The organism is Microcoleus sp. B3-D2, from assembly GCF_036705345.1.
In the GTDB taxonomy this organism is placed as follows: domain Bacteria; phylum Cyanobacteriota; class Cyanobacteriia; order Cyanobacteriales; family Microcoleaceae; genus Microcoleus.
This window is the reverse complement of the sequence record NZ_JAUBUG010000015.1, coordinates 43,277-65,786: the sequence shown is the minus strand read 5'-3', so window position 1 is coordinate 65,786 and position 22,510 is coordinate 43,277. Positions and strand designations below refer to the sequence as shown.

Sequence of the window (22,510 nt, the reverse complement as noted above, 5' to 3'; positions counted from 1 at the left end):
TTACAGATTTTGCACGCAGGAGGGCGAATGTCTATCAATTTGGAAAAAGGCGGGAGAATCAATCTCTCTAAAGAAGCACCCGGGCTGAAAAATGCCGGGATTGGTTTGGGATGGGATACCAATGCTACAGACACAGGCGCAGCATTTGACTTAGATGCTTCCGTGTTTATGTTGGGAGCTACTGGCAAAATTCCTGGCGAAAAATACTTTGTTTTCTACAACAACAAGGAGTCGCCGGACACTTCTGTAATACATCTGGGAGATAGCAGAACCGGAGAAGGATTTGGCGATGATGAAACAGTTACCGTCGATTTAACTAAAGTCGATCCGGCGGTGGAAGAAATTGTGTTTGTGGTAACTATCCACGAAGCAGAATCGAGAAGGCAAAACTTCGGTCAAGTGCGGAATGCTTTTATCAGGATTTACGACACTACTACTAATACAGAGGTAACGAAGTACGATTTGGACGAGGATTTTTCTAGGGAGACAGCGGTAGAGTTTGGCAGACTTTACAAGAAAGACGGTGAGTGGAGGTTCCAAGCTGTAGGACAAGGCTACAATTCCGGCTTGCAAAGCTTTGTAGATAAGTACGCCTGATAAAAGGTCGATCGCTCCTAGCTAAATAAATCGAGGGAAAATTCGGAAGCAGGAATGTTTCCCTCGATTTTAAGCAATCAGACTCATGAGGTGATAAACCAGATGGGAATTCAATTAAAGAAGGGCGAAAGATTTAATCTTTCTAAAACATCTCCAACTTTAACAAAAGTTGCGATCGCCCTGGGATGGGAAATAGCAACTGAACGAAGTTTATCGGACTCAAACCAGCAAAGCTGCGATATCGATGCCTCGGTTTTTGCATTAGGTTCGGACGGCAAAATTCCCGATGAAAGATACTTTGTATTTTACAATAACTCGCAGTCGCCGGACGGAGCGATCGCCCATTCGGGAGATAATCAAACTGGTCAAACTCAAGGGGATGACGAGACAATTTATGTAGACTTAGAAAAAGTAACGGCTGCTGTTGAGGAAATGGTTTTTGTGGTCACGATTCACGACGCACAAGCTAAACATCAAAATTTTAGCCAAATCAGAAATGCTTTTATCCGATTGTACGATCGCCAAACCGGCAGCGAACTAGCGCGCTATGATTTAACAGAAGGTTTTTCTGAAGAAACAGCAGTCGAGTTCGGACGGTTGTATAAAAAAGATGCAGCTTGGAGATTTCAGGCCGTAGGACAAGGATATAAAGCAGGGTTGCAGAGTTTTGTTGACAAGTATCATTCTGAGATTCAACAGCAAGAAAAGCCAGCAAAAATTACAGTAGAACTGCCTAAATTACCAGTTATTGAAGATAGCCACAAAAGTCAGAAAGCTATAGCATTAGACAAAAAGCTTCAGGAGAAAGCGCCGCACATTTTCAATCTTGCTAAGAAAGCCGATATCTCGCTAAAAAAGGCAAATCTCACAAATCACGATGCTCAAGTAGCGCTTTGCCTCGATATTTCTGCTTCCATGTCTTCCCTATACCGTTCAGGAAAAATTCAGCGTTTGGCAGAGAAGATTTTGGCTTTGGGATGTCGGTTTGATGACAACGGATCGATCGACATATTTCTGTTTGGAGTCAACCCCCACAATCCCGGTGAAATGTCGATCGACAATTTCTCAAACTTCATCTACCATATACTGCAACAGTATCCTTTAGAACCAGGTACTTACTACGGTAAAGTGATGAAGGAAATTAGAAAGTTCTATTTTCCTGATGGTCGCGGTAGCAGGCGCTACGCAGCTATGAAAGCCGATCGACCTGTCTACGTGATGTTTGTAACTGATGGAGAAACTGCGGACGAGTCGGAAAGCAAGCAGCAGCTACAATGGTCGTCCTATGAGCCGATATTTTGGCAGTTTATGGCGATCGGCACGTCGCAGAAAGATGTCAAAAGTAAGGGAGTTCGAGGGTGGTTAGCAAGATCCGTAGCCAGCGATTTTAGCTTTTTAGAACAGCTTGACGAAATGGGCGCTCGCTACCTAGACAACGCCGATTTCTTCAGTTTAGAAGACCCGGAACATATTGCCGATGAGGAATTATACGATTTGTTGACCGCCGAATATCCGCATTGGGTAAAATCAGCACGAATCAAAAATCTCTTACCCTAGAAACAGCTTTTGCCTGCCAACAAAATGCTAGCTTAGGGCAATCATTCAACTTCACAATAAACCTTACACAATCACAAAACTATGGCTATCAACTTGACAAAAGGACAATCGATCGTTCTCAGCAAAAGCGAATACGACTTATCCCGATTAACAATGGCTTTGGGCTGGGATGTAGCGCAAGCTAAAAAAGGTCTTTTCGGCCGCAGCAGCGGGGCAAATTTTGACTTAGATTCCTACGCTCTGCTGCTGGGAGAAAATGGCAAATTAAAGAACTACAAAGAAGATGTAATTTATTACTCTCATTTGGAGTCAAATGACAAAACAGTTGTTCACTCAGGCGACAATCTCACTGGTGAGGGAGAAGGAGATGACGAACAAATATTGGTGAAACTGAGTTCTTTGCCAGCACAATATCACAAAATAATTTTGGGCGTAAATATTTACGATGGGAAAGAGAGAAAACAGCATTTTGGTCTGGTACAAAATGCTTTTGTTAGGGCTGTAGATGCCGCCGGGAAAGAAATAGCTCGCTATCGCTTGTCAAATGACCCATCTTATGAAGGAAAATTAAATATGTTGATGGGAGAAGTCTATCGAGAAGGCGGCGAGTGGAAGTTTAAGGCTTTGGGAAATCCTTTGGCTGAAGATTTGAACGGTGTTGTCGGTTCGTTTATGCGGTGATATCAAATTCGTTAAATTGAGGCTTGTAGGGGCGGGTTCACCAACAATATTAGTCAATAATTGACGATATAAATAAACCCGCCCCCACCCAACGGTAAATCGCAATGAACATTTTTCGTATTTGATCGAAGTCAAGGTTGATGTAGGTTATTTGTGGGTGGGGGCGGGTTTATAGAGACTGTTTGTTTGAGTTAGATATTGTTTGTAAAACCCGCCCCTACAATATTTTACGAATCTTTAACAGGCCGCATTGTCGGGAACATGACGGCATCTCGGATGCTTTGAGTATTAGTTAAAAGCATCACCAATCTGTCTACGCCGATACCCATTCCCGCACAGTTAGGCATTCCCAAAGATAGCGCTTGAATAAAGTCTTCATCCATTGGATGCGCTTCGTCATCGCCGGCATTTTTCTGCGCTAACTGTTCCTCAAACCGCTTTCTTTGCTCCTTCGGATCGTTCAATTCTGAGAAGCCGTTCGAGTATTCTGTACCGTTGATAAATAGCTCGAAACGTTCTACAAATCCCGGCTTGCTGCGATGTCCTTTCGCTAAGGGACTGACTTCAACAGGGTAGTCGATAATGAATGTAGGTTGAATTAGTTTGGGAACCACTAATTTGTCAAAAACTGCATACAGCACGTAGCCTAAACTCTGTTGTTCTAACTTAGACAGGTGCAATTCTAGTTTGGTTGCAGAAGCGATCGCACTTTCCAAGTCCAAAGTGTCAAAATCCAGCCCAAACTCATCTCTGACAGCTTCTACCATCGTTTTCACTTGCCAGTGTTTGCCACTGAAACCGGGATATTTTTCGCTGTAGTCGAACTTGCGTTCTAAACTAATCGTTTCCCCCTGATTTTCAATTTCTTTGACATCCCCAAATACCGCCGCCGCGGCAAAACACATCACGTCTTCGACAACTGTTAAAATGTCGAAAACATCAGCATAAGCTTGGTAAACTTCTAAAGAGGTAAACTCCGGATTGTGGGTGCTGTCAATGCCCTCATTTCTAAATGCTTTCCCTAGTTCAAATACTCGCTCGAAACCGCCGCAAATTGCTCTTTTTAAGAATAATTCGGGAGCCACTCGCAAATACAAATCCACATCCAAAGCATTGTGGTGAGTGATGAAGGGCTTAGCTGCAGCACCGCCGTAAATAGCTTGCAGTGTTGGCGTTTCTATTTCGTAAAAATTGGCTTGCCAGAGATAGGAACGGATGCTTTGAACGATGCGGCTGCGAAGCATAAAACGGTTGAGCGCATCTTGGTTGCTTGCCAAATCCATTTCGCGGTGACGGCGGCAAACTTCGGGGTCGTTAATTCCGTAATAAGCATCGGGAAATTGAATGGTAGCTTTTGATAAAAGCTTTAATTCCCTCACTAAAATAGAAAGTTCTCCCCTGGGGGTGCGGCAGCCGATACCTTCGACGCCGACAAAATCGCCGACATCGAGCAATTTTTTAATTTGTTCAAAGCTCAAACCGACTTCGCCGGTGACGATTGCTTTCTCGATTTTGAGTTGAATCTTGTCTGTGGCGTCTTTTAAATCGATGAAACCAATTTTGCCGCTGTCTCGCTTGGAAGTGATGCGGCCGGCTAATCGCAGGGGAATTTCTTCGGGGTCGCTTTCTCCGTTTTCGAGTTCTTTTCCCGGCTGACTAAATATTTCGCGAACAAGCTTGGCTGTGTGCGATCGCGCGTAGGATTCACTGGGATACGGTTCTATGCCTTGCGATCGCAGTTCGTCTACTTTTTGACTGCGGACTTCGGCTTCACTGAGAGTCATTAGTTATTGCCTGATTAAAATTACAAATATCTGACATCTTGCACTATTCTGGCGATCGTGCGATCGGGCGTTGCTCAAAGCAACGCCCCACAAGAAAATTCACTCTTTGTGGAACAGGCATCTTGCCTGTTCGTGACAAAGCTGCAAGATGTCAGAAACACCAAACTCTATCATAACTGGGCGGCTTTGAGAGCCAATTTGCCAAATAATAAGTTACATCCTCTCGTAGCCCGATCGCACAGAGCCGCACTCGCCCCAGAAATATCTCCGATAACAATTTGCGATCGAGTGCACAAAGCGACCGAAACATTAAAAAATTAAGTTGTCTGTCGATCGCAACTGGTGAGATGATATGTAGTGCAGCCTCACGGCAGTTCCATAGAAACTGAACAGCAGAAACGCGAGCGATCGAACTCGGCTCATCGCACCTCTGTCAGAATCGACCACACACACTCTCTCTTAACATATAAAAACCATAATTATGGCTGTTGCAACCCAATCACTCGAAGAACTCTGCATCAACTCTATCCGCTTTTTGGCCATCGATGCGGTAGAAAAAGCAAAATCAGGACACCCGGGACTGCCGATGGGCGCTGCCCCTATGGCCTTCGTGCTGTGGGATCGGTTCATGCGGTTCAACCCCAAAAACCCGAAGTGGTTTAATCGCGATCGCTTCGTCCTCTCCGCCGGCCACGGCTGTATGCTACAGTACGCCCTCCTGTACTTGACCGGCTACGATAGCGTCACCCTCGACGACATCAAGCAATTTCGCCAGTGGGAATCCAGAACCCCCGGACACCCCGAAAACTTCATGACCGAAGGCGTAGAAGTTACCACCGGCCCCCTGGGACAAGGAATTGCTAATGGCGTCGGTTTGGCAATGGCAGAAGCTCACCTCGCTGCTAAGTTTAACAAGCCCGACCACACAATTGTTGACCACTACACCTATGTAATTTTGGGTGACGGCTGCCACATGGAAGGTGTTTCTGCCGAAGCTTGTTCTTTGGCCGGACACCTCGGACTCGGCAAATTAATTGCCTTGTACGATGACAATCACATTTCTATTGAAGGCGACACAAGCTTGGCCTTTACTGAAGATGTGGGCAAGCGTTTTGAAGCTTACAACTGGCACGTTATTACAGTAGACAATACCGCTCTAGACGAAGATACTAACCTAGAAGCAGTTCACAAAGCTATTGAAGAAGCCAAAAAAGTCACGGACAAACCGTCCATGATTAAAGTCCGCACCGTCATTGGTTACGGTTCTCCAAACAAGCGCAATTCCTACAGCGCTCACGGTGCTGCTTTGGGTACCGATGAAGTGCAAGCAACTCGCGATTTCTTGAAGTGGGAACACGCACCGTTTGAGATTCCTGAGGATGCTTTGTCACACTTCCGCAAAGCAGTCGATCGCGGTGCTCAAGCTGAGCAAGAATGGCAGAAAGCTTTTGATGCTTATAAAGCAGCATATCCTGCAGAAGCTGCAGAATATGAGCGCACGGTTGCCGGCAAACTTCCTGAAGGTTGGGATAAAGTTTTGCCGACATACAACCCGGAAGATAAGGCAGATTCGACTCGGAATCATTCTGGAAAATGTTTGAATGCTTTGGCAGGTGTCCTACCTGAATTGATCGGCGGTTCCGCTGACTTGGCATCTTCTAACATGACTTTGCTCAAGGGTGAAAAAGACTTCCAAAAAGGTCAGTACGAAGGACGTAACCTGCGCTTTGGTGTGCGGGAACACGGCATGGGTGCGATCGCCAACGGTATGCTTCTGCACGGCGGTTTAATTCCTTACTGCGCCACTTTCTTGGTATTTGCTGACTATATGCGGGGAGCAATTCGCCTCTCTGCACTCTCGGAAGCTGGAGTTATTTACGTAATGACTCACGACTCCGTAGCCTTGGGCGAAGACGGCCCCACTCACCAACCGGTGGAAACTATCGCTTCTCTGCGAGTAATTCCCGATTTGTTGGTAATGCGCCCTGCGGATGGTAACGAAACATCCGGCGCTTACAAAGTGGCAGTTGAAAGCCGCACTCGCCCAACTTTAATGGCTCTGTCGCGCCAAAATCTGCCCAACTTGGCTGGAAGTTCGATCGAAGGAACTGCCAAAGGCGCTTACATTTTGTCTGACGACGGCGGCACTCCCGACATCATTTTAATCGGCACCGGCGGCGAAACATACCTCTGCGTTGATGCCGCTGAAAAATTGCGCGCCGCAGGCAATAAAGTGCGCGTAGTTTCGATGCCTTGCTGGGAATTGTTTGACTTACAAGATGCCGCTTACCGCGAATCTGTACTGCCGAAAGCTGTTACTAAACGGTTGGCAGTTGAAGCAGCTTGTAGCTTCGGCTGGGGACGTTATTTGGGTTCCGAAGGCGACAGCATAAGCATCGACACATTCGGCGCTTCTGCACCGGGCCCCGTTGCTTTAGAAAAGTTTGGCTACACCGTTGATAATGTGGTAGCTAAGGCTCAGGCGCTGTTGGGTTAATAGCAGCAGCATAATTTTTGGTGGGGCGGGCTTCTGGCTCGCCCCATTTTTTATAGAAGAAGGAAGAAGTTCGGCAACGGATGTAACAGATGTAACAGATGGATGGAAGAAGGCTTTAGTTATCTAGGAGAGAAGGCTTTAGTTATCTAGGAGAGAAGGCTTTAGTTATCTAGAAGATAAGGAAGAAGGAAGGAAAAGCTAAAATCTAAAATCTAAAATGGGAATATGGGGTTTCACTTCGTTCTACCCAACCTAGAGCTCGCTACAGCTCGCGCATCATTGAGAATTGCTATATTAAGAGTTACGGAAGAAAAACCTGTTTCTACGACAATATTCGGTTTGGCAACAAGGCATCTAACCAGAAACCGGGTTTTTAGCCCCCGGTGCGTTAAAGACTGTATCTTTCAAAAATTTGAGATAGGTTATAAGTCATTGGGTTAAATTACTAATTACCAATTACCAATTACCAATTACCAATTACCAATTCTCGATTACCCATTCCATTTATGATGATTTGGAAATTTTTAAATCACCTGTTATTCACCGGGAATTATATTCCTCAAGGCTACTGTTACCTTTGGCAGCGAGAGCTAGTCGCGCTCCACGTAGTGTCAGACTCTATAATTGCCCTGGCCTACTATTCAATACCGCTATCCCTAATTTATTTTATCGGTCAGCGAAAAGACTTGCCCTTCCGTAACATCTTTTGGCTGCTTGCAGCGTTTATTATCTCTTGCGGCACTACTCATATAATGGAAGTTTGGACGCTTTGGCATCCTGTTTATTGGGTTTCTGGCAGTCTGAAAATTATTACCGCCGCGATTTCTGCTTACACCGCTTTTGCATTAATTCCTTTAGTTCCCCAAGCATTAACTCTCCTCAGTCCAACTCAATTAGGGATGATCGATTCAATACTGCAAAAAGAAATTATGGAGCGCCGAGAAACGGAAGCTCGCTATCAAACTTTAACTGAAGCTTCGCCGGTAGGAATATTTTATGCAGATGCTGTAGGAGACTGCTTGTATGTCAACGAGCGCTGGTGTCAAATTTCGGGAATTACCTGCGATGAAGCTTTGGGCAAAGGGTGGTTGCAAGGCATTCATCCAGACGACCGCGATCGGGTTTTTACTGAATGGTATAGCCCCACGCAGGAGAAATTGCCGTTTAAATCTGAGTACCGCTTTCAAGGCATTAATCACTCTCAAATCATTTGGGTATTCGGTCAAGCTGTCGGTCAAATCGGAGAAAATGGGGAGGTTAAAAGTTATGTGTGTACTATTACTGATATTACAGAACGCAAGCAGGTAGAAGAGGAAAATCGACGGCTCAATGAAACTCTGGAGCATCGAGTTGCTGAGCGCACTGCTCAAATTGAAATTTCTAACCAGACATTGCAAAAAGAAATAGCCTACCGCGAAAAAATAGCACTCACTTTGTTGGAATTGACGCAACTGCAAAATGCAATTCTTAATAGCGCTAACTACACAATTATTTCTACAGATCCCGACGGTACAATTAAAACATTTAATCGGGCGGCAGAGCAACTTTTAGGTTATTCGCAAGAAGAAGTGGTGGGGAAAGTCACGGTAGCAATAATTCACGATCCTCTGGAGGTCGCTAAAAGAGCTGAAGTTCTTTCTCAAGAATTGGCAGTGAAAATAGAGCCGGGAATGGAAGCGTTTTTTGCCTTGCCGTCCCGGAAAATCGCTGACGAAAATGAATGGACTTACATTCGCAAAGATGGTTCGCGGTTTCCGGTACTGCTGTCGGTGACTGCCTTATTTGACAGTAACGGAAATATTAACGGTTTTTTGGGTATCGGTCAGGATATTAGCGATCGCAAACAAGCTGAAAAAGAGCTGCGCGACCTAACCAGTGCCATGCAAAATGCGGTGGAAGGCATTTCGCGGCTGGACATTGAGGGACGCTACGTGAAGGTTAACCGAGCTTACGCTCATAAATGCGGTTACGAACCGGAAGAAATGCTTGGCATGGAATGGCAGCCCACCGTACATCCGAGCGATCTTGAGATGATGATCTCAGCTTATCAGGAAATGCTAATTTCTGGCAAAGTAGAAGTTGAAGCTAGAGGCGTTCGGAAAAATGGCTCGTTTTTTTACAAGCAATTAACGATGGTAAAAGCTTGCGACGCACAAGGGATATTTAACGGCCACCACTGTTTTATGAAAGATATCACTGAGCGGAAACTAACTGAAAGAGCTTTGCAGGAAAGCGAATTCAAGTACAGGCAAATAGTTGAATTAGCAGAAGAAGGTATTTGGGTAATTGACAGAAATGGCCTCACTACTTACGTGAACCATGCAATGGCGCGAATGCTCGGCTATAGTGAATTAGAAATGTTCGGGCGGTCGCTTTTTGATTTCATGGACGAACCGGAAAAACCACAAGCTCTTGATAATGTCGAGCGGCGCAAGCAAGGTATTGCTGAACAACAGGAATTTAAATTCAAAAGTAAGGACGGCAAAGATATTTGGACTCATATGTCTACCAGTCCAGTCATGGACTCTCAGGGTAATCTGCTGTCTTGTTGCGCCTTGGTTTACAACATTACAGGCCGCAAAGAAGCAGAGCAGCAAATGCTGCAACTTACAGAAGATTTGAAGCGTTCCAACGAGGAATTAGAACAATTTGCTTATGTGGCTTCCCACGATTTGCAAGAACCGCTCCGAGCCGTTACCAGTTACACTCAATTGCTGGCCCAGCGCTATCAAGGAAATTTGGACGATCGCGCAGATAAGTATATTCATTATATAGTCGATGGCGCCACCAGAATGCAGCAGCTAATTAACGATTTGTTGGCGTATTCGCGCCTGGGAACGAGGGGTCAGGAGTTTGAGCAGGCCGATTGCAAGGCTGTGGTTAAGCAAACTATGTGCAATTTGCAAATTGCGATCGCCGAAACAAAAGCTGTAATCACCTGCGACGCGATGCCAACCGTCATGGCGGATGAATTTCAACTGGTGCAATTATTCCAAAATTTGCTCGCCAACAGCATCAAATTTTGTCGCCAAGATATCCCGTTGATTCATATCGCTGCCTGCAGGCAAGAGAGCGAATGGGTGTTCAGTGTCCGCGATAACGGCATTGGCATCGATCCGCAGTATGCCGATCGCATTTTTATCATTTTTGCGCGCCTGCACTCCCGCCGCCAATATTCCGGTACTGGTATAGGTTTGGCGATGTGCAAGCGCATTGTTGAACGCCACGGCGGTCGGATTTGGGTGGAATCTCAGGAGGGAAAAGGAGCGACTTTTTACTTCACTATTCCTATAATTAGTACCTGAAGCCTCAAAGTTCAATGTTGTTTTTATACTTTAAAGGATACGCCGGTTATGAGCGATCGAAGCACTGTTAGACCTATAGAGATTCTGCTGATTGAGGATTCTCCCAGCGATGCCGATTTGGCAATAGAAGTCCTCAATCAGGGTAAAATATTGAATAACTTGCATTTTGTGGAGGATGGAGTCGAAGCAATCAAGTTTTTGCGCCGAAAAGAACCCTATCTTAGGGTACCTCGTCCCGATTTGATTTTGCTCGATTTGCATCTGCCGAAAAAAAGCGGTATTGAAGTGCTAGAAGAAATTAAAACTGACCCAACCTTAAAATTAATTCCTGTAGTGATTCTCAGCACTTCAGCAGCTCCAGAAGATATTTTTAAGTCCTACTCGCTCCACGCCAACTGTTACATAACCAAGCCGGTAGACTTCGTAGAATTTACTAAAGTAGTCAGGTTAATTGAGGAATTCTGGCTGGCAGTCGTCAAACTTCCTCTAAATTAAACGAACAGATGGTTTGCTTATGAGCCTTCTAAAAACTTTTAACCTATGAAAATTCTGCTGGTGGATGATTTGCTCAGCGAGGCTGAATGGACTTTATAAAAGCGGGCGACCAGCCAATTTTTAACCATTTGCAAATAGTATAAGATATGGTATAGGCAAGAATTTTATTGAATAAGCAGGCTTTTCTGTTCGCAGTCTCGTCCTAATTTAATTCTGCTTAACTTGATTAGGCCTAAAAAAAACAGTTGAAAATATTGATATAAATCAACTCAGCACTCAAGTTAAAAATGATTCCGGTGGTAATTATGACAACCTCAGCAGTCGATGAAGAGATGCTCAAGTTTTATGCCCTGTCAGCCCGGTACTACATCACTAAGCTTATCGATTTTAGTCAAGTCGCTAAGCTGGTGAGATCGATTAAGGATTGGTGGCTGGTGGTGATAGTTCCCAAATAATAATTTTCAAGTTGAAAATTGCATGGGAAAGCGGAAAAGTTTAACCTAAGATTGGTAGAGTAAAAATTTTACAGTCAAAAACGTCTAAGCTATGTGGATTAAGATTCTGTTAGTAGAAGACAATCCTGCTGATGCTGATTTACTTGCAGAACTGTTAGAAGTATCTGTGGGCGTCGAGTGGGAACTGGTGTCTGTTGAGTTCCTCCATGAGGCGATCGCACAACTGTGCAAACAATCCTTTGATGTAGTTTTGCTCGACCTTTCTTTGCCGGACAGCCGCGGTTTGGAAACCCTAACTCGCCTGCGAGAAGTTGCTCCTGATGTGCCAATGGTGGTAATGACAGGCTTGGACGATGAGGCGATCGCCCTCGAATCAGTTCGCTTGGGAGCTCAAGACTATATTGTTAAAGGTCAAATTACTACTCAATTATTAGTACGGACGATCCGCTACGCGATCGAACGTTCTCAAACCTTTCAAATGCTGCGGGAAAGCGAGCGCCGCTTTCGGGCGATTTTTGACTCATCATTTCAGCTAACCAAGCTGCTGACTCCCGAAGGAATTGTGCTGGAAGTGAACGAGACAACCCTCGATTTTGCCGGATTGCGATCGGAGGGTATTGTGGGCCGCCCGATGTGGGAAATGGCGATTTGGGCCCAGTCGCCACAGGTTTCTGAACAATTGCAGTGCGCGATCGGCAAAGCAAGTCGCGGCGAGTTTTTCCGCAGCGAAATCGACTTGTTAGGCAAAAGTGGCCAAATTATGACAGTTGATTTCTCACTGAAACCTGTTAAAAATGAGACAGGACAAGTTTTGCTGCTGATTGCTGAAGCCCGTGACATTAGCGATCGCAAACGAGCAGAAGCGGAAATTCTCAAAGCCCTCGCACGAGAAAAGGAACTTTCAGAACTGCGAGCTAAATTTGTCACAATGGTTTCCCACGAGTTCCGCACACCTTTGACAACCATCCAATTTTCCGCTGGATTGCTGCAAGATTACAGTTCTCAGTGGTCCCAAGATAAAAAATCTACTCATTTTGTGCGGATTCAATTAGCAATTAAACGCATGACAGAGTTATTAGAAGATATCCTCGTAATTGGCAAAATCGAAGCCAATACCTTGCAGTTTCAACCGGTTTCCTTAAACCTCGAAAAATTTTGCCGTCAACTGGTAGAAGAGCAGCAGCTCAACGACAGCAACCAACACCCGATCGCCTTTCAATATGAAGGCGGCAACTGCGAGGCTCAAATGGATGAAAAACTGCTGCAGCAAATCTTGGGAAATGTCCTCTCAAATGCCATCAAATATTCCCCTGTCGGCAGTACAGTTTCCTTGCACCTCAACTGCCAAAACAAAGAAGCTGTTTTCCAAGTTCAAGACCAGGGCATCGGCATTCCCCAAGCCGATCGAGAGCGGATATTAGAAACTTTTTACCGAGCTACAAATGTCGGCAATATTTCGGGAACAGGTCTCGGTTTAGCAATTGTGAAGAGGGCTGTGGAACTTCACGGCGGCCAACTCGCGATCGACAGTCAAGAAGGAAAAGGCACAACTTTCACTATTACCTTGCCTCTAATTTGCCCTCCCAATCAATAACCAACTGAATTATCAACTATACATATCCGCTACTTAACGATTAATTAAGCGCCTAACAAACAAACTTATCAAGTGTCTGAACCCCGAATTTTCCAACAAACTACTAACTAAAAGGAGCTATCACCGTGGCTAAGATTTTGGTAATAGAAGACGAAGAAGCGATTAGAGAGAATATTTTAGAGTTGCTGGAAGCCGAGAATTTTGAAGGAATAGGAGCGATTAACGGCAAAGTCGGCATCAAATTGGCGATCGAAAAAATCCCGGATTTAATTTTGTGCGACATGATGATGCCGGAAGTAGACGGTCACGGCGTCATCAAAGCTTTGCGCTCCGAACCCTTGACTGCCACAATTCCGTTTATTTTCCTCACAGCCAAAGCCGATAAAGTTGACGTTCGCACGGGCATGGAACTGGGAGCTGACGATTACATTACTAAGCCGTGTACGCCGCAAGAACTGCTAAAAGCCATTGCTATTAGACTTGAAAAACAAAAAACAATTAGCCGACAATCTCAAAAGACGCTAGACGAATTACGCACTAATATTAGTATGTCGCTGCCCCACGAATTGCGGACTCCTTTGAATGCAATCCTAGGTTTTTCTGAGCTGATTCTGTCAGAATATCAGGTCTTAGAGGAATCAGATATCTTAGAGATGATCGGTCAAATTCAAACTTCCGGTCATCGCTTGTATCGACTGATTCAGAACTTTTTGCTGTATGCAGAACTGGAGATAGCAGCCACAAATCCCGAACTGCTAAAGGAGATGCGAAATAGCGAATTTAGCTGTGTAAAATCTTTGCTGAGTCAAAAAGCGCGGCAGCAAGCAAAACACGCGAGTAGAACAAAAGATTTAGAATTAAACTTGCAAGATTCGTCGGTAGCTATGGATTCTGTCAGACTCGCAAAAATTGTTGAAGAACTATTGGACAATGCCTTCAAATTTTCATTAGAAGGAACACCGATTTTATTAAGCACTTTCGTCGAAAATCAGACTTTTATTCTGTCTGTCAAAGACAAAGGCCGCGGCATGACTGCCGATCAGATTGCACAGCTAGAAGCTTACAGGCAGTTCGATCGCAAACTTTACCAACAAGCAGGTTTGGGATTGGGCCTGGCTATTGTTCAACGCCTTGTAGAATTGCACGGAGGAGAATTTAAAATAGAAAGTTTACCGCAGCAAGAAACCATAGTTTGCGTTTCCCTGCCTGTCTAAACAATGATTATACCAGTTTCCAAAAAGAATAAAACTGTAGGCAAACTCCCAACCCTTATGGCATAACTCATTCCCAATTCTCAAATCTCAACTCTCAAAGGGTATTATGCAGGAGCGATCGCTCCTTTCAGACACCGCTGCAGATAAATTTGAGCTACCTTATCATTAGGGTTGATTTCCAAGCAGGCCGAAAACAATCTTATAGCTTCGCCACACTTGTCACTATTGTAGAGTACCAAAGCTTGCTCAAAGATTGTCTTTGTCTCTAACTTTTTCTGTCGTAACTCTGGCGGATCTGCCGCAAATACTTCATAAAGTGTTACCATTCGCGATTTGCCTTTAACTGCTACGCGATCTATCAACCTCAAATCATAAAACTCGTTTAACTGTATAAAAGTATTGTGAGTAATTAACATCGAAACCTCATACTCTTTCGTCAAAGTTTCCACGCGGGAGGCTAAGTTTACCGCATCGCTAATCACCGTGCTGTCCATCCGACTTTGGCCGCCCACCGTGCCTAACATCAAAGAACCCGTATTGATGCCAATGCCAATTTGCAGCGGCGGGGAACCGACCTGATTACGACTAATATTATACTCGTTAAGCTCTTCTAGCATGGCAATTCCAGCTTTCACCGCATCGTCCGCACTGCCATCAAACAGCGCCATAATCGCATCGCCAATGTATTTATCAATAAAACCAAAATTGTCAGTAATTGCCGGTTCCATCCGCGACAAATAACCATTAATAAATTGAAAATTCTCTTCGGGATTCATCCTTTCCGAAAGAGAAGTGAAATCGCGGATATCTGAAAACAGCACCGACATTTCTTTCTGCACCTGATCGCCTAATTTGACTTCCAGAATACTTTCATATCCCAGAAAGTGGAGAAATTCGTGCGGCACAAACCGCCCGTAAGCATCTGTTAATTTTTCTTCCGCTGCTAAAGCTTTTTGTAACTCCTCTGTGAATTGGCGGCGCTCTGTTTCTACCTCTAGACGTTCCGTGATGTCTTGAAAAGCAGCTATGGCGTAAACTATGTTTTTTCGTTCGTCGTAGATTGGAGTCGCCCAAACCTCGATCGGCACAATCCGATCCGAGCCATGAATTTCTAGATCGTCCATACGCACAAATTCTCCCCGCAACGCCCGAACAATCGGTTGGCTATCCCTCGGATACAATTGATTAGTTCCAGCGTCGTAAAAATGATAAGCTTCCGGAAATTCGTCAGTACCCCCATCAAAAATTAAACCTTGGGCTAGTATCCTTTCCCCCCAAGAATTCATGTAAAAAGGTTTACCCTTACCATCGACAACAAATATTCCCACGGGCATCGCTTCCAGGAATTGAGTCAATCGGCTTTCGTTTTCTAACAGTGCCTCATTTAACTTTTCTTGGGCTGCCAAAGCTTTTTCTAAATCATTAGTAAACCTGATTCGTTCCACTTCCACGTGTCTTTGCAAACTAATATCCTTAGCAAAACCCTGATAGTAAAGCACTTCACCGTTAGCATCATAAACTGTGCGTGCATACTCAGAAATCCAGATAATGCTGCCATCTCGACAGTAAACCTGAGACTCAAACTCACACAGAGTACCGTGCTGTTTCATCAGCGCCAGAAACTCTTGACGGCGGTTCGGTTCCACGTACAATTGCTGCTGAATATTATTCATACTTTCTATCAATTCTGACGCAGAATCGTAGCCGTAAATTTCCGCCAGAGCAGGATTCGCACTGATAAAATGTCCGTCCGGCGTCGTCTGAAAAATACCTTCTAGAGCATTTTCAAATATCCCGCGATACTTCTCTTCAGCTTGAATTAGCGCCGCTTCAGATTCCTTGCGTTCAGTTATGTCACTAAAAGCAATAATCGCATAGGAAATGTCGCCTGTAGAATCATAAATTGGAGTTGCCCAACTCTCTACAGGAATAATCTTATTAGCTGTACGAATTTCTACACTTTCAGTCCGCACATTTTCGCCCCGAAGCGCCCGCATAATTGGCAATTCTTCCACGGGGCATCTCTGATTAGTCCCGGCTTTATAGAATTGATAAATTGCTGCTTTTTGCTCTGAATTAATATGCGGCACAGTGCCTTTGCCAAATACATCTCGCGCCTTCTGGTTAGCGTAGAAAGATTGCCCGTTTGCATCAAGTACACATACGCCCAATGGCATAGCTTCTAGATATTGGGTCAAGCGACTTTCGTTTTCATGGAGTTTGGCAATCAGCATTGCCTGCTTGCGGTTTAATTTTACCAACTCCTGATTCATTTCCTGAAGTTCTATTTGTTTTTGAACTAACTCTTTATCTTGAAAATATCTATATATGGCCTCAGTAACAGTTAACTTTAAGTCATCAGATTGCCAAGGTTTAGGTATATATCGGTACAATTTAGCATAGTTAATAGCATTGGCTACCGCCTCCAAATCTGCCTGCCCCGTCAGCATAATCTTGAGAGTGTTCGGCGAGATAGCATGAACGCTCCTTAATAGTTCGTCTCCTTTCATACTAGGCATAATATGATCGGAAATAACCAAAGGAACTTCATACTGTTCTGCTAAAAGTTCGGACAGCAACTCTAAAGCTTCTTCGCCACTTTGGGCCGTTTCAATTAAATATTTATCTTCAAAGGCTTTTAGCAGGTCTATTTCCAGACTATCGAGTATAGTCTGCTCATCATCGACACAAATAATGACTGGTTTTTTCATAAATTTGCTAGACCCGACTTAATCGCTTCAATTAGTTCTTGATTTTGCCAGGGTTTTTCTATGAAAGCATGAAGATTTGCTTGAATTTTTGTTCGTTCGATGGCTTCTTGGTCTGCTTGTCCCGTCAGCATCACTGTCACAATTTGCGGATATTTTTGATGAATTTTAATTAGCAACTCATCTCCTTTCATTCCGGGCATCAACCAATCAGAGACAATCACTAGAATCTTAACCTCAGCTTCAGATAGCTCTTCAATAATCTCTAGGGCTTCGGCAGCACTTTCAGCAAATTCCCAAAGATATTTACCGTTAAAAGCCTGTTGCAGTTCAATTTCCAGACTTTGCAACACCCCTACTTCATCGTCAACACACAAAATTGCTGGTTTAGACATCGCTAGTTTCCTTCTTTAGTTTGGGAGGGTGAAGCCCGATGGGTAAGCACACCATTTTCCAAATTCTACATTCCGCGCGGGTAGACTGCAAATTTTTAGCCCCCGCCTTCAGTCTGCGACGCTTTACCTACTCAGTTAAATTAATCGGCAAAGAAACTGTAAATACTGTATTACCGGGTGCTGACTCCACATCAATTTTACCCTGATGTTTTTCAATTATTTTTTTGACAATATCCAATCCCAACCCGCTGCCTTCTCCCGCAGGTTTAGTAGTAAAAAAAGGCTGAAAAATTTTGGGAATAATCTCCGGTTGAATCCCCTTACCGCTGTCAGTAATTTTTACCAAGACGCTGGTATCTTGTTGTACCGCGTCAATTGTTAAAGTTCCTTGATTGTCCATCGCTTGTAAGGCATTGTGAATTAAATTTGTCCAAACTTGATTGAGTTCGTCGGGATAACACAGTACCACAGGCAATTGATCTTGATAATTTCTGACCACTTCCACACCCTGCTTGATTTGGTTTTGATAAAGAGTTAATACAGTTTCAATTCCATCCGTAATCTTCCCCTGTATTTTTTCCCCATTTACATCGTAACGCGCATAATTTTTCAGGGCAAAGACGACTTTGGCAGCGCGTTCAGTAGCGGTAGCGATGGTTCGGGCGCTTCGGTGGATGCTAGCAAAGTCGTAGGCTGTTTTTATAATATTTTCGCAGTCCGGGTCTTTGAGCAACGGCAAGAATTCTTGCAAATTTCCCTGCAATCCGATATTGACTAAAATGCTAGCAAGGCTGTCAGCATTGTCAATTTCTTCCGACTCTAGTTGCTGCTTCACGGTTTTTTTCAATCCCCGTTTTTCTCGCGTAGATAAAGAGTAAGTTTGTTGGCTGGAACTGTACATCAAACGCAAGAAATCGTGCTCGCGTTCTGCTGACAGTTCTTTAAAAAAAACTGGCAAACTTTCGAGATTGTTATCCAAAAAGCTGGTAATATTTCCAATTGACGACCGAATCGCGCCCAAGGGCGTATTAATTTCGTGAGCAATGCCCGCAATCAGTTGCCCTAATGCCGCCATTTTTTCTGATTGCACTAATTGATTCTGAGTAGCTTGCAGTTGGTCTAAAGTAACTGTAAGTTCATTGTTTTTCTGTTGGAGTTTTTTTTGCAACTGGCACATTGCTAAATGGGTTTCTACCCTAACTAGAACCTCTTCCACCTGAAAGGGCTTGGTAATATAATCTACGCCGCCCACCGCAAAGGCTTTGACCTTATCTAGTACGTCATTAATCGCGCTAATAAAAATCACCGGAATGTCGCGAGTGCGTTCATCAGCTTTGATTTTTTCGCAGACTTCATACCCATTCATTTCGGGCATCATAATATCCAGCAAAATCAAATCTGGAGGCATACCTTTGGCCGCAGAAAGCGCTAACTCACCGCTAGGTACGGGGCGGACTTTATAGCCCTTGCCATTCAAAATTCCGGCTAGCAGTCGCAAATTAGCTGGGGTGTCGTCAACTACTAAAATATTACCGCGATCGGTGCTAGCAAGGTCGTTATTCATGTGATATTGCTTGAGATATTAACTTTAAAATTTTGTCGTACTCGAAATTTTCTATACAATTGGCGATCGCACCAGCCGTTACTGCATCCTTTAATCGAATTTGCTCGATCGAGCTATCAATTACATCCGTATCTGCATTTAGTATAGCCAGCTTTAAATCTGATACCAGCGACTCAGGCAATTTCACGAAATCAGCCGCCGTCATTGCGCGATCGCCATCTTTGATTGCCGATAAATTAGTTTGACCCGGATCTTCATAAATATAGCGCACTCCGATATGTTTGTGCATAGCATCAAAAATATCGGCTTCCCGGAAAGGCTTCCTCATAAAAGCATCGCAACCCGCCGATAAAATAACTGCCCGTTCTTCCTCCAAAACGCTCGCTGTCAGCGCAATAATCGCAGTAGCTTGACCTTTAATAGTACCTTTAATGTATTGCGTAGCTTCGTAGCCGTCCATCACAGGCATTCTCATGTCCATCCAAATTAGATGCGGTTCCCAACTATTCCAAATCTCAATAGCTTCTTGACCGTTAGTAGCTTCTTTTAGTTCAAAACCCAGAGGATAGAGGATTTTAATTAACAGTTGGCGGTTGAGCGGTTTATCGTCTACTATCAAAATTCGATAGGTGTGTTGGTTGGGAACCAGTGCAATAACATTCCGGCTGGGTTTGGGGCTTTCAATATCAGCCGCATTGACCGCAATAACTTGAATGTAAAACTTAAAATTAGTTCCCTTTCCCACAGCAGAAGAGACGCTCATTTTGCCGCCCATTAATTCCACAAATTTGCGGCTGATTGGCAATCCCAAGCCTGTACCTTCTTGCGAATCTTTCCCTGTCTTGGTTTGCACGAAAGGTTCAAAAATAGCGTCTAATTCATTGGTAGCAATACCGGAACCAGTATCTTAGACTTCAAAATGAAGGAAGAAGGAAAAGGCAGACGCTGAATCGTCATTTGGCGTGGCAATTATCGGGTTTTTCGAGTGACTGAATTGAGATATGTTAAGACCATAACTTGCTGGAATTTCTGTATTTTGTGATAGTTCTGGGTGAGCAAATTTTCCCCCTTCTACCTGCTGATTTCTATCTAATGACTGCTTGCTAACTCTGACGGCTACACTCCCCTCATGGGTAAATTTAAGAGAGTTGTTGAGCAGATTAATTAAGATTTGTCGCAACTTTACGTCGTCGGCTTCTACATATTGCGGCACGTCGGGACTCCGGTCAAAAACTAACTGCAACTGCTTGTCATCTGCTTTGAGTTCAAACATATCTTCCAAGTCGTTTAGCAGGCGATAGAGGTCAAATTTTTTGGGATTGAGGGTGGTACGCCCGGATTCAATTTTAGATAAATCCAGCACGTTATTAATCAGGGTGAGCAGGTGCTCTCCGCTGCTGCTAATTATGCTAATGTTTTCTTGATGTTCTGGGGATAGAGTTCGGCTGCGAGTCATCAGTTGGGAAAAGCCCAGAATTGCATTGAGAGGCGATCGCAATTCGTGGCTCATGTTAGCAAGAAATGTGCTTTTAGCTTGATTCGCTACCTCTGCTTTGTCTTTAGCTACAGCCAATTCTGCCGTGCGCTCTTGCACTCGGTTTTCTAAAGTTTCAAAAGATTGTTGCAGTTGTTGAGCCATGCTGTTAAATGACTTGGCTAATTCCCCCAATTCGTCGGAGCGTTCACTTTCTACGGTTGTGTCCCATTCACCTTTAGCAATATTTTTTGCTGCTGCATTTAAGCGCAAAATAGGGTTTGTTACCCACCGAGAAGTCAGAATGCCGATCGCCACCGCTACTCCTAAAGCTGCGAAACAAAGCAAAACCGCTGTGCGAGTATTGGCATCGATTTCTGCGGTGAAATCTGCTTCGGGAACAACTACGACAATCAGCCAGTCTAAACCTTTGCCGTCTTGGAACGGCAGGACTTTTAAAAATTGTCGCTTGTCATTTATTTCAAAGCTCAATAACTCCGATTTTTTAATTAGGTCGAATTTTTGATACTGTGCAGTTAAATATTTAGCTGTAGAGCGAGTAAAAGGGTTGCTACTTTCTTCCACTTTAAACAATTGTCTTTCATTACCTTCAGTGCGAAACGGTTTTTCTGTTGTGGAAGTTGCTAACAAAGTACCCTGGCGATCTATAATAAATGTTTGACCGGATTTTCCAACTTTGAGACTGTGGAGAAATCTCCCAAGATGGTCGAGACGCAAGGCAGTAAATAAGACTCCTTGTAGCTGATTTTTTTCGCTGTATACTGGTTGGAGAGCGCTGATAATTAAGGTCGGCTCTAGCAAGGAAACATAAACCGAACTCCAAGTAAGTTTGCCGGCTTTTATGGCACTTTTATACGCAGTATTTTGCCGATTATCAAACTTTTTGACAACGGTGGCAACTGTAGTGCGCTCGCCTCGCTCGTTCGTGTTGTAAGAATAAAAATTTAACCCAGTAGATTTTTCTATCACATTCATCGTGCGGGAGCCGTTAGAAAGTTGTTCACCGGATCTATAATCTCCCTTCTCGTTGCCAACCGAGGTAAAATTGATATAGGGATATAATTGTACTTGTCGCCAAAGATATTTCTCCCAAGCTGATAAGTTCTCCATCTTTAACAAGCCGAGCTTGACAGCATCCAGCTTGGTTTGATTGATTAGATGGGGAGTTGTCAGGTAAACTTGCAGGTTTTGCTCGACACGCAAACTCACCTCGCTCATTAACTGACTGGCAAGGTTATTAACTGCTTTTTGTCCGTTTCTAAAAGACAGATATCCTACGAGTCCCACGGCTCCCACGATTTGCAGTACAAAGGGAAATATGAGAACAGTTCGCAGCGGTAATTTGTCTAAAAGTTTAGAAACCATAAGATTGAGAGGTTTGGTGAACTTAGTCTAGAACCGTATTTGCACCACCGGTCTTAATAGCAGCACCATTTATTTACTGCCGCTTAGGTAGGGGGAATTGATGCGGGCTATTTTAGCTGTGGTAGATGCTCGATCCCGATCGAATGTGCACCTAATGTTTACTCGATTAAAATCTATTATTTTATCCATTGTCGTATTATTGTTACCATTTAGGTAAAAGTTGCAGTCTCTGGGTTCGAGAACAGCCTGGTATTCGATCGCGCGGGCGAGTTGAACCCGCAGGGGTCAAGCGGTTTGGAGGCTGGTCAGGAAATTTGCGATCGGCACTCGCCATTTTCCGCAAGACGTGTTATACTGTAAACAGTCGAGGGCACGTAGCTCAGTGGATAGAGCATCAGGTTCCGGTCCTGAGGGTCGGGGGTTCAAATCCCTCCGTGCTCACTTTCTATGTCTTTTGCGGAGTAAGGGTTTCAGGTTAATTGTATTACCGATAGTCCTATTTTCCGCTCAAATTTCGCTCCCATCTGTTCCAAGTATCTCCAAAACCACCTCCATATCTGCCAAGTTTGCGCCGGACTTTTTGCGCTGCGCTTTCAACTGGTTGAGTAAGTCGGCTGGCTCTGGAAATACTGCCACGGTCGGAGCCGATTTTTTATTTGCTTCCCGATCGCGCTGCACTTCCTTGAGCTCTTCCTTCAAATTCTGAACTTCCAAACCTAACTCACCATTCCGCTCGTGTAACTGATTTAGTTCCGCGTCCCATTCTGCAAGCTGCTTGTTGGCCGCTTTCAATTCCTGCCTGAG

16 protein-coding genes, 1 tRNA gene and 1 pseudogene are annotated in these 22,510 nt (G+C 44.2%); 11 read left to right on the top strand and 7 right to left on the bottom strand.

Annotated features, from left to right (window positions below; genetic code table 11):
• Positions 1 to 27 precede the first annotated feature (27 nt).
• The 3 genes from QUB14_RS08490 (at position 28) to QUB14_RS08480 (ending at position 2,835) form a co-directional block, all read left to right on the top strand.
• Positions 28 to 597: a TerD family protein gene (locus QUB14_RS08490; protein ID WP_333216151.1), complete on the top strand. Its 570-nt coding sequence runs from the start codon at positions 28 to 30 to the stop codon at positions 595 to 597.
• Between the two features lie 102 nt (positions 598 to 699).
• Positions 700 to 2,154: a TerD family protein gene (locus QUB14_RS08485; RefSeq protein ID WP_333216153.1), complete on the top strand. Its 1,455-nt coding sequence runs from the start codon at positions 700 to 702 to the stop codon at positions 2,152 to 2,154.
• 81 nt (positions 2,155 to 2,235) lie between these two features.
• Positions 2,236 to 2,835, top strand: a complete 600-nt coding sequence (locus QUB14_RS08480) for a TerD family protein (protein ID WP_006632134.1) — start codon at positions 2,236 to 2,238, stop codon at positions 2,833 to 2,835.
• A 227-nt stretch (positions 2,836 to 3,062) separates the two neighbouring features.
• On the opposite strand, the gene lysS is transcribed toward QUB14_RS08480, so the two are convergent.
• On the bottom strand, positions 3,063 to 4,619 hold the full coding sequence (gene lysS, locus QUB14_RS08475) for a lysine--tRNA ligase (protein ID WP_333216156.1): 1,557 nt from the start codon (positions 4,617 to 4,619) through the stop codon (positions 3,063 to 3,065).
• A 108-nt stretch (positions 4,620 to 4,727) separates the two neighbouring features.
• On the opposite strand from lysS, the gene QUB14_RS08470 reads away from it, so the two are divergent.
• A complete protein-coding gene (locus QUB14_RS08470; protein WP_333216158.1) occupies positions 4,728 to 4,940 on the top strand; it encodes a hypothetical protein in 213 nt (70 codons plus the stop codon).
• Here the strand turns inward: QUB14_RS08470 and QUB14_RS08465 are convergent.
• Entirely contained in the window at positions 4,929 to 5,066 is a 138-nt protein-coding gene (locus tag QUB14_RS08465) for a hypothetical protein (protein ID WP_333068296.1), read from the bottom strand. The two genes, QUB14_RS08470 and QUB14_RS08465, sit on opposite strands and share 12 nt — an antisense overlap.
• A gap of 34 nt (positions 5,067 to 5,100) precedes the next feature.
• On the opposite strand from QUB14_RS08465, the gene tkt reads away from it, so the two are divergent.
• From tkt to QUB14_RS08435, 6 genes are all read left to right on the top strand, one after another.
• Entirely contained in the window at positions 5,101 to 7,116 is a 2,016-nt protein-coding gene (gene tkt / locus QUB14_RS08460; protein ID WP_333216160.1) for a transketolase, read from the top strand.
• 506 nt (positions 7,117 to 7,622) lie between these two features.
• Positions 7,623 to 10,421, top strand: coding sequence for a PAS domain S-box protein (locus QUB14_RS08455; RefSeq protein ID WP_333216162.1), 2,799 nt, complete (start codon positions 7,623 to 7,625; stop codon positions 10,419 to 10,421).
• Positions 10,422 to 10,469: 48 nt separating this feature from the next.
• Positions 10,470 to 10,916: a response regulator gene (locus tag QUB14_RS08450; RefSeq protein ID WP_190660988.1), complete on the top strand. Its 447-nt coding sequence runs from the start codon at positions 10,470 to 10,472 to the stop codon at positions 10,914 to 10,916.
• A 305-nt stretch (positions 10,917 to 11,221) separates the two neighbouring features.
• A complete protein-coding gene (locus tag QUB14_RS08445; protein ID WP_190660989.1) occupies positions 11,222 to 11,371 on the top strand; it encodes a hypothetical protein in 150 nt (49 codons plus the stop codon).
• A 91-nt stretch (positions 11,372 to 11,462) separates the two neighbouring features.
• Positions 11,463 to 12,965 (top strand): ATP-binding protein, encoded by a 1,503-nt coding sequence (locus tag QUB14_RS08440; RefSeq protein WP_333216165.1) that lies wholly within the window; start codon positions 11,463 to 11,465, stop codon positions 12,963 to 12,965.
• A 125-nt stretch (positions 12,966 to 13,090) separates the two neighbouring features.
• A complete protein-coding gene (locus QUB14_RS08435) occupies positions 13,091 to 14,179 on the top strand; it encodes a response regulator (RefSeq protein WP_333216167.1) in 1,089 nt (362 codons plus the stop codon).
• Positions 14,180 to 14,283: 104 nt separating this feature from the next.
• On the opposite strand, the gene QUB14_RS08430 is transcribed toward QUB14_RS08435, so the two are convergent.
• The 4 genes and pseudogenes from QUB14_RS08430 to QUB14_RS08415 all read right to left on the bottom strand — a co-directional run bounded on the left by QUB14_RS08430 (position 14,284) and on the right by QUB14_RS08415 (position 21,706).
• Entirely contained in the window at positions 14,284 to 16,890 is a 2,607-nt protein-coding gene (locus tag QUB14_RS08430; protein ID WP_333216169.1) for a PAS domain S-box protein, read from the bottom strand.
• Positions 16,887 to 17,282, bottom strand: a complete 396-nt coding sequence (locus QUB14_RS08425) for a response regulator (protein WP_333216171.1) — start codon at positions 17,280 to 17,282, stop codon at positions 16,887 to 16,889. Before QUB14_RS08425 ends, QUB14_RS08430 begins: the two co-directional genes overlap by 4 nt.
• A gap of 127 nt (positions 17,283 to 17,409) precedes the next feature.
• On the bottom strand, positions 17,410 to 18,846 hold the full coding sequence (locus tag QUB14_RS08420; RefSeq protein WP_333216173.1) for a response regulator: 1,437 nt from the start codon (positions 18,844 to 18,846) through the stop codon (positions 17,410 to 17,412).
• Positions 18,839 to 21,706 (bottom strand): annotated as a pseudogene (locus QUB14_RS08415) (ATP-binding protein). Before QUB14_RS08415 ends, QUB14_RS08420 begins: the two are co-directional and overlap by 8 nt.
• A 368-nt stretch (positions 21,707 to 22,074) precedes the next feature.
• Here QUB14_RS08415 and QUB14_RS08410 point away from each other — a divergent pair.
• Positions 22,075 to 22,147: transfer RNA gene (locus tag QUB14_RS08410), tRNA-Arg, on the top strand.
• Positions 22,148 to 22,213: 66 nt separating this feature from the next.
• Here the strand turns inward: QUB14_RS08410 and QUB14_RS08405 are convergent.
• Positions 22,214 to 22,498, bottom strand: a complete 285-nt coding sequence (locus tag QUB14_RS08405) for a flagellar alpha dynein (protein WP_333216175.1) — start codon at positions 22,496 to 22,498, stop codon at positions 22,214 to 22,216.
• Positions 22,499 to 22,510: the final 12 nt, after the last annotated feature.

Coding starts and splice junctions, on each gene's coding strand:
- QUB14_RS08490 (WP_333216151.1), top strand. CDS start 28: ATGTCTATCAATTTGGAAAAAGGCGGGAGAATCAATCTCTCTAAAGAA.
- QUB14_RS08485 (WP_333216153.1), top strand. CDS start 700: ATGGGAATTCAATTAAAGAAGGGCGAAAGATTTAATCTTTCTAAAACA.
- QUB14_RS08480 (WP_006632134.1), top strand. CDS start 2,236: ATGGCTATCAACTTGACAAAAGGACAATCGATCGTTCTCAGCAAAAGC.
- lysS (WP_333216156.1), bottom strand. CDS start 4,619: ATGACTCTCAGTGAAGCCGAAGTCCGCAGTCAAAAAGTAGACGAACTG.
- tkt (WP_333216160.1), top strand. CDS start 5,101: ATGGCTGTTGCAACCCAATCACTCGAAGAACTCTGCATCAACTCTATC.
- QUB14_RS08455 (WP_333216162.1), top strand. CDS start 7,623: ATGATGATTTGGAAATTTTTAAATCACCTGTTATTCACCGGGAATTAT.
- QUB14_RS08450 (WP_190660988.1), top strand. CDS start 10,470: ATGAGCGATCGAAGCACTGTTAGACCTATAGAGATTCTGCTGATTGAG.
- QUB14_RS08445 (WP_190660989.1), top strand. CDS start 11,222: ATGACAACCTCAGCAGTCGATGAAGAGATGCTCAAGTTTTATGCCCTG.
- QUB14_RS08440 (WP_333216165.1), top strand. CDS start 11,463: ATGTGGATTAAGATTCTGTTAGTAGAAGACAATCCTGCTGATGCTGAT.
- QUB14_RS08430 (WP_333216169.1), bottom strand. CDS start 16,890: ATGAAAAAACCAGTCATTATTTGTGTCGATGATGAGCAGACTATACTC.
- QUB14_RS08425 (WP_333216171.1), bottom strand. CDS start 17,282: ATGTCTAAACCAGCAATTTTGTGTGTTGACGATGAAGTAGGGGTGTTG.
- QUB14_RS08420 (WP_333216173.1), bottom strand. CDS start 18,846: ATGAATAACGACCTTGCTAGCACCGATCGCGGTAATATTTTAGTAGTT.